Here is a 15,927-nt window from a genome sequence, read left to right on the forward strand (position 1 = left end):
TTCGGCGTAACGGCCACCCTGAGCATGATTGGCCTGGGCCTGGCCATCCGCAGCATCCCGCTCGGGACGGCCTACGCCGTCTGGGTGGGGATCGGCGCTGCCCTGACGGTGGGCTGGGCGATGGCCACCGGCGTCGAACCCTACAGCGTCCTGAAGGTGCTGTTCATCGGGGGGATAGTGGCCTGCGCGGCCGGGTTGAAATCCCTGCCTGCTGGCAGGAACAAAGAGCCAGCCACCGAGGACACGCCGGCGTCTGCCACCGTCGAATAGCCACCGTGCCCGTCAGGCCAGAGCGCCTTTGATGAGCAGGCTCACCCCGGCAACGAGGCACAGGCTGAGGGCCGCGGGACGGAGGGCGGCGGCGGAAATCCGCTTCACCACCGCCAACGATGCCAGCGCCCCGAGGGCAACGCCCGGCAGCAGCCAGCCGGTGAGCAGCAGCTCCTCCGTGCCGAAGGAACCGGCGCACGCCAGGGCGAGCAACGAGACCAACGACGAAACCAGAAAAAACAGGGAGAGGTTGGCACGGTACCGGGCCGGGTCTTCGCTCCGGTAAACCACCACAAGCGGCGGCCCTGAGGTGGAGGCAACCGTACCCAGGACTCCGCCGAGCAGGCCGGCCGTGAACAGGGAGAAGCGGTCTTGCGGGATGCGGAACCCTGTGAGTCCGGTGAGCACGCTGGCCACCACCAGCCCGCCCACAATCATGCCGGTCCATTTGCCGTTCAGCAGGGGCAGCACACACAGTCCGGCAACGGCACCGGGCAGGCACCCGGCAATGGCCAGCTTGAGATCCACGTGCCGCAGCCCCCTCCGGTTCTGCCAGCTCACGAACAGCATGACCACCACCGACACGAGAAGCAGCGGGCCGGGCACCAGCTGCGGGCTGATCATCAGCAGCAGCGGCGAGGAGACGATGCCGAATCCGGACCCGGTGCCGGCCTGTGCCACCACAGCGACGGCAACTATGAGAGCCGCGATGATGAGTTCCGTGGTGGTCATGGTGTCCATTCCTAGATGAATTGCACTCCCACGTAGGCGAGTACACCGATGAGGCCCCAGGAGAGCATGGCGACGACGACCGCCCTGCCGCTGGTGTGAAGAATTGACCGTATTTGCACGGACGCTCCCAGCCCGAACAGCGCCGCAGCGAGCAGAAGGTCCTGCGCGAGCGCAGCACCTTCCAGGACCGCATGCGGCAGGATTCCCAGCGTCCGCAACACGATCATCGCCATGAACCCGGCCACGAACAGCGGGATCAGGGGTGGGAATTTGAGCGTGCCTTCTTCGATGCCGGCGGCCGCCTTGCTGTGCTGGGAACGCTTGCGCCGGGAACGGTTGCGGCAGCGCTGCACCAAAGCGGCAGCGGTGACCATCGGGGCGAGCATCAGGACACGGGTGAGCTTGATGACCAGGGCCCCGGCCAGGGCCGCGGTGCCTGCCGTCTGTGCCGTCGCGACAACCTGCCCCACGTCATGGACGCTGGCCCCCACCCAATGCCCGAACTGCACCCCGTCCAGGCCGAGAGGACCCTTGAGGGCCGGCAGCACAGCGATGGCAAGGGTTCCGCACAGGGTCACGAGCGCGATGGGCACCACGGTCCCGCGGTGATCCGTCCTGGTCACTCCGCTCATGGCCCCGATAGCGGAGGCGCCGCAGATGGAAAAGCCTGCGGCCAGGAGCAAAGGCTGGTCTCCCGGAAGCCTGAAAGCCTTGCCCAGCAGCAAGGTGCCCACAAAGGTCAGCAGCACGATGCCCACCACGATCCCCAGTGTCGCCCAACCGAGGGCCGCGACGTCTATGAGGCTCAGCTTCAGTCCGAGCAGCACGATTCCGAGCCTCATGAACCTCTTGGCGGCCAGCACCAGCCCGGGCTGCATGACTCCTTCGACTGCCGGGCCGATCCCGGGCAGGTTTGCGGAAAGGATGCCCAGGATGACGGCCACCGTGAGGAAGGGGAGCACCGGGACGGCCGCGTGGACAAGCCAGGCGCCGGCCACGGCAGCGGCCGCCAATGCGAGCCCGGGCAGCCGCCTGTCCCGCAGGCCTCGCGGGAGAAATCCACGCTGTTTGCCGTTTCCTTCCGGCTTGTCGCTTCCTACGGGCGTGGCAACGTCTTGTGTCATGGTCGTCTGCGATCCTCCCGGAGCGGGCTTGCGCCGTGCTCAGGCCGGATCTCCTTTCTTTCGAGTACGGAGAGCGATTGCATGGCGCTCAACAGGCCAACGGACGCGATGTCCCCGGCGCTGCAACCACGGGACAGATCGTTCAGGGGCGCTGCCAGCCCCTGCAGGATCGGGCCCACGGCCACGGCTCCCCCGAGCCGTTCGGTGATCTTGTAACCGATGTTTCCGGCGTCCAGGCTGGGGAACACCAGCACATTTGCCTGACCCGCCACGTCCGAGCCGGGTGCTTTCGCCGCCCCGATGGCGGGGACCAGCGCGGCATCAAACTGCAGCTCGCCGTCCACGTGCAGCAGCGGGTGGCGGGTCCGCAGGATTTCCATTGCGGACCTGACCTTGTCCACGTGCGAGTGCATGGCGCTGCCCCGGGTGCTGAAGGACAGCATGGCCACCTTCGGCGGCTGCCCCGTCAGCGCCTGGTGCATGGCGGCTGCCGAGGCTGCGATGTCAGCCAACTGTTCGGCGGAAGGATCGGGAACGACGGCGCAATCGCCGAACGTCAGTTCCCTTCCGTCGGGCAGCAGCATCAGGAACGAGCTGCTCAGGGTGGTGCATCCGGGGTCCAGGCCCACCACGCGCAGCGCGGCCCGGAGCACCAGGGCCGTGGGTGTCCCGGCACCGGCAACACAGGCGTCCAGATACCCGGCCCGCAACGCGGCAGCGGCAACATGGACCGGTTCCTGACTGGCGTGGGGCAGCTGCTCGGGTTTGCGGGCGTAAGCCTCCCCGATCAGCGCGGCGATGCTGCTGTCGCCGGCCAGCCCGCCGACGTCGAGGATGGCGTCGCCGGGCAGCACACAGTCCAGTTCGGCCGCCACCCGCCGGATTTCAGGGCTGCGGCCAATGAGCCTGGGGCTGATGATTCCTTCCGCGGCCAGCGCACTGGCAGCGCGAACGGCACGCTTGTCCTCGCCGTCGGCGAATCCGACCACCCGGCCACGGCCGGACAGCTCCTGGCGCCAGCGCTCAAACAGCGCGCTTCCCGCGGGCGGCGCTGCCTGCGGAATGCGCTTCTCAACAATCGCAGTCGCCATGGTTGTACCTCTTATCTCGAACCTGCGGAGGCCACATCGGATCCTGCGAAGGCGTCCACGAGGGGGCGCCTCCGCAGGCGAAGAACCGGATTCGGTGGTTAGGGCTGGATGGCCTTCTCGATGTCGGTGAGCATGCCGTCCACACCATGCAGCAGCGCGGACAGGACCCCTGCATCGGCCACTAGCGGCGGGGAGATCATGATCATGGTGGCACCGCGGTCGTCCCCGCGCAGGATCACCTTGGTCCGCTTGAAGGACTCAGGAAGGACTTCGCGAAGGACCTTCAGCGACTCGGCTTGGGTCAGTTCGCGGCCGCTGAAACTGTCCGCCATGAGTTCGATCGCGTAGAAGAAGCCCGTGCCCCGGACTGCCTTGACGCAGCGGTGCGAGTTCTTCAGGGATTCCAGGGCCTCCATGAGCTTCGGACCCTGTACCTGGACGTTTCCCAGGACGTTTTCGTCCCGCATGGCGGTGATGTTGGCGACCGCGACGGCGGTGGACACCGGGTGCCCGCCCCAGGTGGCCCCATGCGTGAAGACGCCGCCCGTGGAGGAGTTGAACAACTCCTGGACCAGCTGCTCGCGGACGATCAGGCCGCCCAGGGGTGCGTAGCCGGAAGTGGAACCCTTGGCGAACGTGACCAGGTCCGGGACCACGCCGGTGACGCCGTAGCCGAAGAAGTGGCCAAGCCGGCCGAAGGAGCAGATGACTTCATCGGAGACCAGGAGGATCCCGTACTTGTCGCACAGCGCCCGCAGGGCCGGCCAGTAGCCCTCAGGTGCCACGAGGGCTCCGCGGCCGTTCTGGACCGGCTCGACAAAGATGGCCGCAACGGTTTCCGGGCCCTCTTCGAGGACCACCCGCTCAATGGCGCGGAAGCAGTCGAGCTCCGTGACCGGGCCGCAGTCGCCGGTGAAACCGAGGGTGTTCGGGACGCTGCGGATTCCCGGCAGGAGCTCGCCGAACGGTTCCTTGATCTTGGGCAGCTGCGTGATGGACAGGGCACCCATGGTGGTGCCGTGGTAGGCCATGTCGCGGCTGATGACTTTGGTGCGCTGCGGCTGGCCCTGGCTGCGGAAGTACTGGCGGGCAAACTTCAGGGCCGTCTCCACGGCCTCGGAGCCGGAGTTGACGAAGAACGTGGTGCCCAGGTCGCCGGGGGCCAGATCCGCGATGAGCGCGGCGGCCTCAATGGCCGGCGGGTGTGCCGAGCCCCAGTTGGAGGCGTAGGCCAGGGTGCTGATCTGCTCACTGGCAGCCTTGGCGATGTCCTGGCGGCCGTGGCCCATGTTTACGCAGAAGAGCCCGGCGAGGCCGTCCAGGTAGCGGTCCCCTTCGGTGTCGATGAGGTAGCTGCCTTCGCCCCGGACAAAAATCGGGAACTCGCTGTCCCAGGTGTCCTTGCGGGTGAAATGGGGTCCGAGATGGCGCCGGGCCTGGGCCCGGAGTGTGGTGGCGTCCAAAACTATCTCCTTCTTGTCGAGGTGAGTAGCGATGATCGAAGCCTAGGCTGGCGGCCACCCCGGGCATCAGTGCCACATCGTGCCCGGCTGATGGGTCCAGTTTGGTCCCGTCAGCCGACGCACATCTGGTGCTTCTGGTCCCATCCTGGAGCGGAACATACTTCGATAACGCTGCGCAGCCCGCACGGCGGACTTATTTGCAGAGCACCCATCAACAACATGGAGGTCACAATGAAGATCGGCATCCCGAAGGAAATCAAGTCCCACGAATACCGAGTAGCCGTCACGCCGGCCGGCGTCCACGAGCTCGTCGCCCACGGGCACGATGTGTTTATTGAGGCCGGCGCCGGAGAAGGCTCGTCCATCTCCGATGACGCCTACACGGTAGCGGGAGCCGCCATCCTTCAGACGGCCGACGAGGTCTGGGCCGCCGCCGATCTGCTGCTCAAGGTCAAGGAGCCGATCGCGCCGGAATACCACCGCATGCGGCCGGACCTGACGATCTTCACCTACTTGCACCTGGCCGCCGACGAGGCCTGCACCCGGGCCCTGCTCGACGCCGGCAGCACCTCCATTGCCTACGAGACGGTCCAGCTCGAAGACGGCTCGCTGCCGCTGCTGTTCCCCATGAGCGAAGTGGCCGGCCGGCTGGCTCCCCTGGTGGGCGCGCAGTGCCTGACCCGCCCCGAGGGTGGCCGCGGCGTGCTGATCGGCGGCGTCTCCGGTGTGGCACCGGCCCGCGTGGTCATCATCGGCGCCGGTGTGTCCGGCATGAACGCCGTTGCCGTGGCTGCCGGCATGTGGGCGGACGTGGTCCTCTTCGACAAGAACGTGGACAAGCTGCGCGCAGCGGACCGCATGTACCAGGGCCGGGTCCGCACCCTCGCCGCCAACCAGCTCGCCATCGAGCAGGAGGTCATCCAGGCCGACCTCGTCATCGGCGCCGTGCTGGTCCCCGGGGCCAAGGCGCCCAAGATCATCTCCAACGAACTGGTCTCCCGCATGAAGCCCGGCAGTGTCTTGGTGGACATCGCCATCGACCAGGGCGGCTGTTTCGAGGACTCGCACCCCACCACGCACCAGGAACCCACCTTCCGCGTCCACGGCTCGGTCTTCTATTGCGTGGCCAACATGCCGGGCGCCGTACCCCACACCTCCACCTACGCGCTGACCAACGTCACACTGCCGTACGTGCTGCAGATCGCCGACAAGGGTGTGGAGCGAGCCGTGGCCGAGAACGCGGCACTGCGCGCAGGCCTGAGCACCCTGGGCGGGCGCCTGACGAACGCGGCCGTCGGCGCAGCCCACAGCATCGACGTCGCTGATGCACTCGAATCTTTGGCCCGTAGCTAAAGTACAAGGAGTAATTCTTGGCGGGGGAGTTCATACTGAACTCCCCCGCTTCTTTCGGTCCTGATACTTCATCGCGCTGCTTGGGAGGCGAAACGTGCCACGGACACTCATAGAGATTGACCGCAGCTCCAGCGAGCCCCTGTACCGGCAGGTCCGCCGCGTCATCGAGCACGGCATCGCCGTGGGCATCTTCGATTCGCGCCGCAGGCTGCCCAGCTCCCGGGAACTGGCCGCCGAGCTCAAGGTTGCCCGCAACACCATCAACCTGGCGTACCAGGAACTCCTCACCGAGGGCCTGGTACTCAGCCACGAACGCAGCGGAATCTTCGTCAACCCGGAAATGCTGGCCGCGGCGGAAGCCGACGTGCCGGCCACGGATTCGATGATCGATTGGTCCTCCCGGATGCGCCGCTACGCGGACGAGGGCGTCCCGGAGGTGGAAAAGAACGCGGACTGGCACACATATCCGTACCCGTTCGTCGCCGGCCAGGTGGACGTCCACAGCTTCCCCGCCACGGCCTGGATACGGAGCCTGCGCGAAGCCCTGTATCAGCCCCACCGTTTCGCCAGCCTCCAGGACAGCGTGGGCGCCGACGACCCGATGCTGATCGAGATGATCCGCCGCCAGATCCTGCCGGCACGCGGCATCGAGGCCGGTGCGGACGAAATCCTGATCACGGTCGGATCCCAGCAGGGACTGGACCTGCTGGCCAGGACACTGCTGGGCCCCCACCAGCGCGTGAGTATCGAGAACCCCGGCTATCTGGACGCCCGTCACATCTTCCTGCGCACCGGCGCACAGGTCTACGGGATCGACGTCGACCAGGACGGGCTCTGCCTCCCCGGGACCCTCAGCGGCACCGCCTTGCTCTACGTCACCCCCAGCCACCACCACCCCACGAATGTCACGCTGAGCATGGAGCGCCGCCGTCGCCTGCTCAAGCTTGCCGCCGCGTCGGGAACGGTCCTCATCGAAGACGACTACGACAGCGAGTTCCGGTACGAAGGCAGCCCCAGCCCCGCGCTGAAGGCCCTGGATTCCACCGGCGACGTGCTGTACCTGGGCACGTTCTCCAAGTTCCTCTCCCCCGGGCTGCGGCTCGGGTTCCTGGTAGGACCCGCAGAACTGATCACGGAACTGCGGCGCGTGCGGCGATACCAGGTGCGCCACCCTCCCGGGCACATGCAGCGCGCCCTCGCCCTGATGATCGACAGCGGCGATTACCACCGCGCCCTGCGCCGTCACCGGCGGCAGCTGAAGACGCGCTGGGAGACGGTCACCGAGATGTCCGCACTGTGCCTCCCCTGGGAGCAGGGCCCGTACCCGCCCGGTGGCGTCAGCCTCTGGATGGAGGGACCGGCCCGGCTCGATGCCGTGGAGCTCGTGCGCCGTGCCGAAAAGCGCGGTGTGCTGATCGAGCGCGGGGACGTCTTCTTCAGCCAGGAAAATGCGCCGCGGAACTGCTTCCGGATCGGCTTCGGCGCCATTCCCACGCGCTCCATCCCGGAGGGTCTGGCCCGCGTGGGCGAGGTGGCCGCGAAGCTGCTCGCCGAGGGGTAGTCCGGTCCCGTGGCGCTGGACCAGGGGCCGGTAACGGTCCGGCCTCTAAGCACCGGCAAAGCCAAAGACTCCCCGGACCTTTCGGTCCGGGGAGTCTTTGTGTCAGCTACGACCGGCTGTCCGGTCTACACGTAGTCCTTGTACTTCTCGAGCGTGCGGACCGGCTTCGCGAGGGCATCGCGGCGGAAGGGGTCTCCCAGTTCGCGGGTGCACATAATCTCGATGACCGTGGTCTTGCCCTCTTCCATCTGGGCGGCGAGCGCGCGCTTGAGCGCGGGGCCCACCTCGTCGAGCTGGTCGACCACGATGCCTTCGGCTCCCATGGTCTGGGCCATGGCGGCGAAGCTCTCGCCGTTGTCGAGTTCTCCGGCGATGAAGCGGCGGTTGTAGAACTCCACCTGGTTCTTCTTCTCCGCACCCCACTGGCGGTTGCGGAAGACGACGGCGGTAACCGGGATGTCGTGCCGCACGGCGGTGAGGACTTCGCCCATGCTCATGGCCCAGGCACCGTCGCCGGCGTAGGCCACGGCGGGACGGTCCATGGCTGCAGCCTTGGCGCCAATCATGGTCGGCAGGGCGTAGCCGCAGTTGCCGAAGCTCATCGGGGCGAAGAAGCTGCGGGGTTTCTCGAAGCGCAGGTAGCTGTGGGCCACGGAGTTGATGTTGCCGATGTCCGTGGAGATCATGACGTTCTCCGGCATCGCCTTCTCCAGCTCGCGGAGCACCTGGCGCGGGGACAGCCAGTTGCCGTCCTCGTTCTTGTGCTCCTCGAGCATATCGAGGCTGTACTCATCCTTTTCGTGCGTCCACGCGGTAAGTTCCTCTTCCCAGCTTTCCTTCTCCGCCTTGATAGTGGCGGCACGCTCGGCCTTCGTGGCGTCGCAGGCGAGGGTGAGCTGGTCCAGGCGCTTGCTCAGCTCGAGTGCCACGGCTTTGGCATCGCCGCAGATGCCCACGCTGATCTTCTTGACCAGGCCCAGCATGGTGTGGTCGGCGTCGATCTGGATGATCTTCGCTTCGGTGGGCCAGTACGCCTGGCCGTACTGCGGCAGGGTGCCGAACGGGCCCAGGCGGGTGCCGAGGGCGATCACGACGTCGGCCTGGGAGATGAGCTTCATGCCTGCCTTGGATCCCTGGTAGCCCAGCGGACCGGCCCAGAGCGGGTGGCTGGCCGGGAAGGAGTCGTTGTGCTGGTAGCTGTTGACCACCGGGGCGCCCAGGCGTTCGGCCAGGGCTTTGCATTCCTCGACGCCGTCGGCCATGACCACACCGCCGCCGGAGACGATCACGGGGAACTTGGCCGTGGCGAGCAGGGCTGCTGCCTCGTCCAGGCTCTTGGTACCGCCGGCGCCTCGATCCACGCGGCGCGGCTGCGGGATCTCGACAGTTATCTCCCCGTAGAAGTAGTCACGCGGGATGTTCAGCTGCGTGGGTCCGTTTTCAGACATGGCGCGGTCGAAGCAGCGGCCGGTGAATTCGGCCATGCGGGCCGGGTGGGTCACGTGGCCCTGGTATTTCGTGAATTCCTGGAACATGGGCAGCTGCTTGGCCTCCTGGAAGCCGCCGAGGCCGATGCCCGTGGTGCCGGCTTCCGGCGTCACGATGACCACGGGGCTGTGCGCCCAGAATGCCGCGGCGATGCCGGTGACGCAGTTGCTGATGCCCGGTCCATTCTGGCCGATGACCACGCCGTGGCGTCCGCTGGCACGGGCATAACCGTCAGCCATGTGGGCTGCCCCCTGCTCGTGGACCACCGGAACCAGGCGGATGCCTGCGGGGGCGAAGATGTCCATGGCGTCCATGAAGGCTGAACCCATGATGCCGAAAATGTCGGTGACGTCGTTGGCGACCATCGTCTCCACGAAGGCCTCCGACGGTGTCATTTTCTGCACGCCCTTGGCGACTTCGCGGGCGGCCTTGGCCGGTGCTGCCTGGGCCGGGGCGTCTTTGCCCTGCCCCGCGGATGAGTCGGTGACGAGCGCTTCTGCCGTGCCGTCGTTGGCAACGGATGAGAGTTCGACGGTGTCTTGGCTCATGATGATTGCTCCTCCTCCAGGATTTCGCCTAGATACGTTTGACTGTAAAAAATGGAACGTAGCGTTCCTGTTTTGGTGCTGATGCCGAGATTATGGCAAAAGAACAACAACGTCAACGGGTATTTCAATTATTCGGAACGATGCGTACGATATTCTTGAACTAGGCGCCAATTTCGGTGCGGCTTGACCACGTGGAGGACAACAAAATGGCTGAGATTCACAGGTTGGGCGAGCCCGCCCTTCAGGCAACGACGGAGCTGGCCGGGGACACGCCCACCATGCGGCTGTTCTCGCTGCTGGAACTGATCGCCACCAAGGACCAGCTCTTCACGCTCCAGGGCCTGGTGGAGGAAACGGGCACACCCAAGCCCACGCTGCACCGCATGCTGCATCAGCTGGAAAGCTCCGGCCTTCTGATCCGGGAGAACAATGGCCGGCACTACGGCACCGGGGTCCGGCTGCGGCGCATGGCGGAGAATCTGCTGATCAATGACATGCACCACGGCGCACGCCACGCGGTGCTGCGGAACCTGGTCGCGGAACTGGGCGAGAGCTGCAACGTGACGGCGGTGTCCGGCAGCGAAGTGGTCTACCTGGACCGCATCGAAACCTCCGAACCGCTGCGGATCACGCTCCAACCCGGCTCCCGGGTGCCGGTGCACTGCTCGGCCAGCGGGAAGATGATCCTCTCCCAGCTCAGCCCGGCACAGCGCAGGCGCCTCATTGCCGCCGCGCCGCTGGAACGCTACACGAACAAGACCGTGACGGACCCCGAGCTGATCGAGGAGGAACTCCAGCGCGTCCGCCGGGACGGCTACGCGATCGACGACGAGGAATTCCTCCCAGGCATGGTGTGCGTGGCCGTGCTGGTTCCCACAGCGAACACCGTGTCCAACCTTTGCGTCGCCGTCCAGGCGCCGATCATGCGGCTCACCCCCGAGAAGGGACTGAAGCTGCTCCCGGCCCTGCAGCGTGCCGCAGCGGCGATCGGTCTGATCGAGGCCGAGGCCGGTTCCGGCACCGCGGAAGGAACCGCCGACCGCGGCAGCACGACCGGCGGCAGCACTGCCGGGGCGGCCGGGATCGACGCGGGCGGCACTGACGGCCTGGAGGACGAGTTGTGGACGAACTGAGCCGCCTGATGCCGGGCGAGATGGTTTCAGTCCGCGAGGTGTTCAATCTCGATTCGGACCTCAAAGTGGCGGCCTTCCGGGAAGCCGACGAGCATGTCCCCGAGGTGGACCCCGCCTACCGTTTCAACCACGACGTCACCCTGGCCATCCTGGCCGCCTTCACCAGGAACCGGCGGATGCTGCTCCAGGGCCTGCACGGCACAGGCAAGTCCACGCACATCGAGCAGGTGGCCGCGCGGCTGAACTGGCCCTGTGTGCGGGTGAACCTGGACGGCCACATCAGCCGCCTTGACCTGGTGGGCCGCGACACCGTGGTGTTGAAGGACGGCAAGCAGGTCACCGAGTTCCAGGAAGGGATTGTCCCCTGGGCCATCCAACGGCCGGTTGCCTTGATCCTGGACGAGTACGACGCCGGCCGCCCGGACGTGATGTTCGTGATCCAGCGGCTCCTGGAACGCGACGGCAAGCTGACCCTGCTGGACCAGAACCGGGTCCTTGACGTGCACCCCGGGTTCCGGCTCTTTGCCACGGCCAACACCGTGGGACTGGGAAACCTCAACGGCATGTACCACGGCGTGCAGCGGCTCAACCATGCGCAAATCGACCGCTGGAACATCGTCGCCGCCCTGAACCATCCTCCGGCGGAGGACGAGATCGGGATCGTGCTGGCGCGGGTCCCTGAGCTGGACGACGCAGCCGGCCGGAAACTGGTGGCGTCCATGGTGGCCGTGGCCAAGCTGACGCGGGACGGTTTCCGGGTGGGCGATCTGTCCACCCTGATGTCCCCGCGCACCGTCATCACCTGGGCCGAGAACATCGGGATCTTCGGCGATCCCGGCAAGGCGTTCCAGCTGTCCTTCGTCAACAAGTGCGATGAAGCCGAGCAGCCGCTCATTGCCGAATTCTTCCAGCGCTGCTTTGACCGGGAGCTGGAAGCGCCACGGACCTCGGGGTACCTGCCCGCCGAGCTGGCGCCAACCCGCGCCTTCGCTGCCGCCGCGGCCAGCTAAGGGCCGCCCATGGCCTCCCTGGCGGAACAGACGGAGCAGGCGGAGAGGGAACGGGCGGAGACCGCCTCCCGGCAGCTCGCAGCCACATCGCTGCGCCGCCGCAAGCAGACCCTTGAACTGTGCGCCGCAGCCATGCGCGGGCTCAGCGGGCAGGGCGGCCTGCACTTCCGCGGCCCCGCGCTGTACCGGGAGAGCACCCGGGTGGCCATGCCCGCACCCCATGTCCACCCGGGAACGGACGCCGTTACGTTGGACGCCTTCCGCGGCGCGGCGGACGGCATGGCGCTGCGGCTGCAGCACAGCGATGCCGCTCTGCATGCGGAGTTCTGCCCCGCAACGCCGGCACGAATGCTGGTGTTTGAGATGCTCGAACAGTTCCGTACCGAGTCGCTGGCCGACGGCGCCATGCCGGGGGTCCGGGCCAACCTGAACCGCCGCTTCCAGCAATGGTCCCGGGATTTCGAGGCGTCCACGCTGGCGGACACGGACCTGGGACTCATCCTCTTCACCGTGGCCCAGGTCTGCCGGGCGAGGATCACCGCGGAGCCGATGTCCCCGGACTTCGAGGACCGGATTGAATCCACCCGGGCCGAGCTTGCCCCGCACGTCGGCACGCATCTGGCCGCCCTGCGGCTGGAACGGTTCTCCCAGCCGAGCTTCGGCCGCCATGCCCTCGCCATCGCGGAGACCGTCGCCGCCATCAGCGAGCACCTGGAAGCCCGGGAAGCGCGGCCCTCCCGTTCCGGCGGCCGCGTGCCGCAGTTCCAGCTGCTCTTCGATCAGGACAGCAACGACGACGCCGTCCCCACCGCGGGGTATGGGCGCAGCGATGCGCTGGAAGCCGGAGGCGACGGCTACCGAAAGTTCACCACGGCCTATGACCGCGAGCTCCAAGCCACGGACCTGGTCCGCGCCGAACTGCTGCGCGGTTATCGGCAGCAGCTGGACGACGACATTGCCAGGCAGGGCATCAACGTGCCCCGGCTGGGCCGTGCCCTGGGCGCGGCGCTGTCCACGGCCGTCCACGACGGCTGGGACGGCGACGCCATTGAGGGCCGGCTCGACGGCAGCAGGCTCGCCCGGCTGGTCACGGCATCCGGGGACCGCAGGGTGTTCCGGACCGAACGGATCGAACTCCGGACCGACGCCACGGTGACGTTCCTGGTGGACTGCTCCGGTTCCATGAAGGAGCACAGCGCCGCCGTGGCCGCGCTGGTGGACGTCTACGCGCGCGCCCTGGAACTGGCGGGGGCCCGATGCGAAGTCCTGGGCTTCACCACAGCCGCCTGGAACGGCGGCCGTGCCGGGAAGGACTGGATCCGTACCGGTAGGCCCCCGCATCCGGGGCGGCTCAACGAGGTGCGGCACCTGGTCTTCAAGGACGCAGACACCCCGTGGCGGCGGGCCCGCCCGGCCATTGCCGGGCTCATGAAGAAGGACCTGTTCCGTGAAGGAGTCGACGGCGAGGCGTTGGACTGGGCCTGCGCGAGGCTCGCCGATGCCGGGAACGGCACGGGGAACTGCGGCACGTCGAGCAACAGCTCCGAACGGCGGATCCTGCTGGTGGTGTCCGACGGGAGCCCGATGGACGGCGCCACCGCCCTGGCCAACGACGGCCACTACCTGGAACAGCATCTCCGGGATGTGGTGGCGGCGCACGAAGCCGCCGGCAACGCGGAGATCTTCGGACTCGGCGTGGGGCTGGATCTCTCGCCGTACTACCGCAGGAACATCACACTGGACCTCTCACGCGGAGGCAGTGCCGCCGTCGTCGGGCAGGTCCTGGCCATGCTTGCCGGACGCCGCTGACGCTACGCCCGTGCGGCGAAGGCGCTTAACGCAAGAGCCCGCCGCGGGGACGTGCCTCCATTGGCACTTCCCCGCGGCGGGCTTTACGGACCGGACTGACATCCGGCCTGAAGATCAGGGGCGGGCCGCCACCGGCTGCTTGTCGGGCTCCTCCTCGAGCCCTTCAGCCAAGGGGTCCAAGGACGGATCCCCCGGAAGGTCGGCGGCGTCGTTGCCGGCTTCTTCTCCTGGCTTGCGGCCGTAGCGCCGGCGTAGCTCGTAGCTGAGCAGGATGATCACGAGCGTCACGCCGCTCATCACGAACTGGGTCTGGGTGCTGGGCAGCAGGGCCATGGCGGCGATGACCAAGAGCATGAGCGCGATGGTTGCGTAGCTCAGCCATGGAAACAGCCACATCTTAAGCTTCAGCGCCCCGGGGTCGTCGCGGTCCAGTCTCTTGCGCAGCACCACCTGTGACAGTGCGATCGCCAGGTAGACGAAGAGCGCCACGGCACCGTAGGAGTTCACCAGGAAGGCGAACACCACATCACCCCACACGTAGACACAGACCACCGAAACGTAGCCCACGGTGGTGCCCAGCAGGATGGCACGGCGCGGAACGCCGCTCCGTGACAGCTTGGTGAAGAACTTGGGGGCATCGCCGTTGCGGGTGAGCGCAAACAGCATGCGCGAGGTGGTGTACAGGGCTGAGTTCAGGCACGAGAGCACTGCCGTGAGGACAATGAAGTTCATGATGGTGGACACCGCCGGGATACCCAGGACGTCCAGCACCGCCGCGTAGGGGCTCACGCCGACGCTCTCGGCATCCCACCTCTGGATCGCCACCACCACGAAGATCGAGCCGACGTAGAAGGTCACCACCCGGGCCACGATGGAGCGCATGGCCTTCTTGACCGAACGCTCGGGGTCTTCGGACTCGGCGGCCGCGATGGTGATGATTTCCGCGCCGGTATAAAAGGCCACACAGGGAACGACGGCGGCCAGCACGGCACCCCAGCCCAGCGGAGTGAACCCGCCGTGGTCAAACAGGTTGCCGATGCCCGGCGTCGACTCGGGCCACAGGCCGGTGATCCACAGTACGCCCAGCGCCAGGAACAAGACGATGGCCACCACTTTGATGGAGCTGAACCAGTATTCGAACTCGCCGAAGGAGCGGGCCGAAGCCATGTTCGTGGCGCTCAGTACCACCATCAGGCCCAGGCTGAGCATCCACAACGGAACCATGGGAAACCACAGCTGGATGATCCGGCCACCGGCAATCGCCTCGACTGCCACCACAATCACAAAGAAGTACCAGTACATCCAGCCGGTGGCGAATCCGGCCCGCTGCCCCAGCGCCTGGCGTGCGTAGACATAAAAAGAGCCCACCACCGGACGCGCTACGGCCATTTCGGCCAGCATCCGCATGAGGAGCAAGGTGATGACACCTGCGATCGCAAACGAGACGATGGCCGCCGGGCCGGTGCTGCTGATAACAACGCCACTGCCGACGAACAACCCGGCACCGATGACGCCCCCAATGGCGATCAAATTCATGTGTCTGTTCTTGAGGCCCTTGCTAAGGCCGGCGTTGTCGGCCTGCCGGGGTTCGGCTTGATACACGTTTCCTCCAAGATGCTCTGACGAAACCCGTTGAAGTGCACTTCGGTGCCCGCGCCACGAAGCGCGAAGCCAGGTCCACCGGAGGTTCGGACCGTACTGCAATCACTGAGTGATTCAGATCACTCCTCCTGGTGTAGCCATAAACCTACGGAGCCGACGTAGGGGGTGCACAGGGCCAGATCAGGCGGAAAAGAGGGAGCCAGCGGTGAAAGCGTGGGTCCACGAAGTCTCTCATGGCTGCAGTCCGGTCCGAAGATGACTGCGCCCACACCGCCGTGACCTGCGCGTTCCGATAGTGGAAACCGGGAGAACCGGCTGCCGGTTTAGGCTTTTGCCATGGACTCCCCCGAAGTACAGCAGGCACTCGATGCCCTGCAGCACAGGCTCGACGGCGGCCGGCGGACGCTGCTGGGCATCACAGGCGCACCGGGCTCGGGAAAATCGACCTTTGCGGTCTGGCTCCAGCAGCAGTTCGGCGCCGAGCTGGCGGTCGTAGTGCCGATGGACGGCTTCCACCTGGGCAACGCGATTATTGACGGCACGCCGCTGCGGCAGCGCAAGGGTGCCATGGACACGTTCGACGTCGGCGGGTACCTGTCGCTGCTGCAGCGGCTGGTGCAGCGGGACGAGGCAGTGGTGTACGCGCCCGAGTTCCGGCGGACTTTGGACGAACCGGTGGCCGCGTCCATCGCAGTCCCCGCGTCCGTGCCGCTGGTGATCACCGAAGGAAACTACCTCCTGGC

At 66.7% G+C, this 15,927-nt stretch carries 13 protein-coding genes; 7 read left to right on the forward strand and 6 right to left on the reverse strand.

Going from position 1 to position 15,927, the window contains the following annotated elements; genetic code table 11:
* Window positions 1-270: DMT family transporter (locus V6M49_RS07170; protein ID WP_332760692.1), on the forward strand; the 270-nt coding region annotated here is incomplete at its 5' end.
* 12 nt (window positions 271-282) lie between these two features.
* On the opposite strand, the gene V6M49_RS07175 is transcribed toward V6M49_RS07170, so the two are convergent.
* The 4 genes from V6M49_RS07175 to V6M49_RS07190 form a co-directional block, all read right to left on the reverse strand.
* Window positions 283-1,002, reverse strand: a complete 720-nt coding sequence (locus tag V6M49_RS07175; protein ID WP_332760693.1) for a sulfite exporter TauE/SafE family protein — start codon at window positions 1,000-1,002, stop codon at window positions 283-285.
* Between the two features lie 11 nt (window positions 1,003-1,013).
* Window positions 1,014-2,126 carry a YeiH family protein gene (locus tag V6M49_RS07180; protein ID WP_332760694.1) on the reverse strand — a complete coding sequence of 371 codons (1,113 nt, stop codon included), beginning with the start codon at window positions 2,124-2,126 and terminating at the stop codon, window positions 1,014-1,016.
* Window positions 2,123-3,217 carry a phosphotransacetylase gene (locus V6M49_RS07185; RefSeq protein ID WP_332760695.1) on the reverse strand — a complete coding sequence of 365 codons (1,095 nt, stop codon included), beginning with the start codon at window positions 3,215-3,217 and terminating at the stop codon, window positions 2,123-2,125. Before V6M49_RS07185 ends, V6M49_RS07180 begins: the two co-directional genes overlap by 4 nt.
* A 98-nt stretch (window positions 3,218-3,315) precedes the next feature.
* Window positions 3,316-4,680 carry an aspartate aminotransferase family protein gene (locus V6M49_RS07190; RefSeq protein WP_332760696.1) on the reverse strand — a complete coding sequence of 455 codons (1,365 nt, stop codon included), beginning with the start codon at window positions 4,678-4,680 and terminating at the stop codon, window positions 3,316-3,318.
* A 231-nt stretch (window positions 4,681-4,911) separates the two neighbouring features.
* Here V6M49_RS07190 and ald point away from each other — a divergent pair, with 231 nt between their 5' ends.
* On the forward strand, window positions 4,912-6,033 hold the full coding sequence (ald, locus tag V6M49_RS07195; RefSeq protein WP_141138628.1) for an alanine dehydrogenase: 1,122 nt from the start codon (window positions 4,912-4,914) through the stop codon (window positions 6,031-6,033).
* Window positions 6,034-6,127: 94 nt separating this feature from the next.
* Window positions 6,128-7,594, forward strand: a complete 1,467-nt coding sequence (gene pdxR, locus V6M49_RS07200) for a MocR-like pyridoxine biosynthesis transcription factor PdxR (protein WP_332760697.1) — start codon at window positions 6,128-6,130, stop codon at window positions 7,592-7,594.
* A gap of 125 nt (window positions 7,595-7,719) precedes the next feature.
* Here pdxR and xsc read toward each other — a convergent pair whose 3' ends face one another.
* Window positions 7,720-9,630, reverse strand: coding sequence for a sulfoacetaldehyde acetyltransferase (gene xsc / locus V6M49_RS07205; RefSeq protein ID WP_332760698.1), 1,911 nt, complete (start codon window positions 9,628-9,630; stop codon window positions 7,720-7,722).
* 206 nt (window positions 9,631-9,836) lie between these two features.
* On the opposite strand from xsc, the gene V6M49_RS07210 reads away from it, so the two are divergent.
* Genes V6M49_RS07210 through V6M49_RS07220 form a run of 3 tightly spaced genes read left to right on the forward strand, consistent with a single transcriptional unit; the run spans window position 9,837 to window position 13,582 of the window.
* Complete coding sequence (locus V6M49_RS07210) at window positions 9,837-10,763, forward strand: IclR family transcriptional regulator (protein ID WP_332760699.1); 927 nt, start codon at window positions 9,837-9,839, stop codon at window positions 10,761-10,763.
* On the forward strand, window positions 10,751-11,773 hold the full coding sequence (locus tag V6M49_RS07215) for an AAA family ATPase (protein WP_332760700.1): 1,023 nt from the start codon (window positions 10,751-10,753) through the stop codon (window positions 11,771-11,773). The genes V6M49_RS07210 and V6M49_RS07215 overlap by 13 nt, the downstream gene beginning before the upstream one ends.
* Window positions 11,774-11,782: 9 nt before the next feature.
* A complete protein-coding gene (locus V6M49_RS07220; RefSeq protein ID WP_332760701.1) occupies window positions 11,783-13,582 on the forward strand; it encodes a cobaltochelatase CobT-related protein in 1,800 nt (599 codons plus the stop codon).
* Between the two features lie 114 nt (window positions 13,583-13,696).
* Here V6M49_RS07220 and V6M49_RS07225 read toward each other — a convergent pair whose 3' ends face one another.
* Window positions 13,697-15,118: an amino acid permease gene (locus V6M49_RS07225; RefSeq protein ID WP_332760702.1), complete on the reverse strand. Its 1,422-nt coding sequence runs from the start codon at window positions 15,116-15,118 to the stop codon at window positions 13,697-13,699.
* 402 nt (window positions 15,119-15,520) lie between these two features.
* On the opposite strand from V6M49_RS07225, the gene V6M49_RS07230 reads away from it, so the two are divergent.
* A partial coding sequence (locus V6M49_RS07230; RefSeq protein ID WP_332760703.1) for a nucleoside/nucleotide kinase family protein occupies window positions 15,521-15,927 on the forward strand: 407 nt, incomplete at its 3' end.

It is taken from the genome of Pseudarthrobacter sp., assembly GCF_036675385.1.
In the GTDB taxonomy this organism is placed as follows: domain Bacteria; phylum Actinomycetota; class Actinomycetes; order Actinomycetales; family Micrococcaceae; genus Arthrobacter.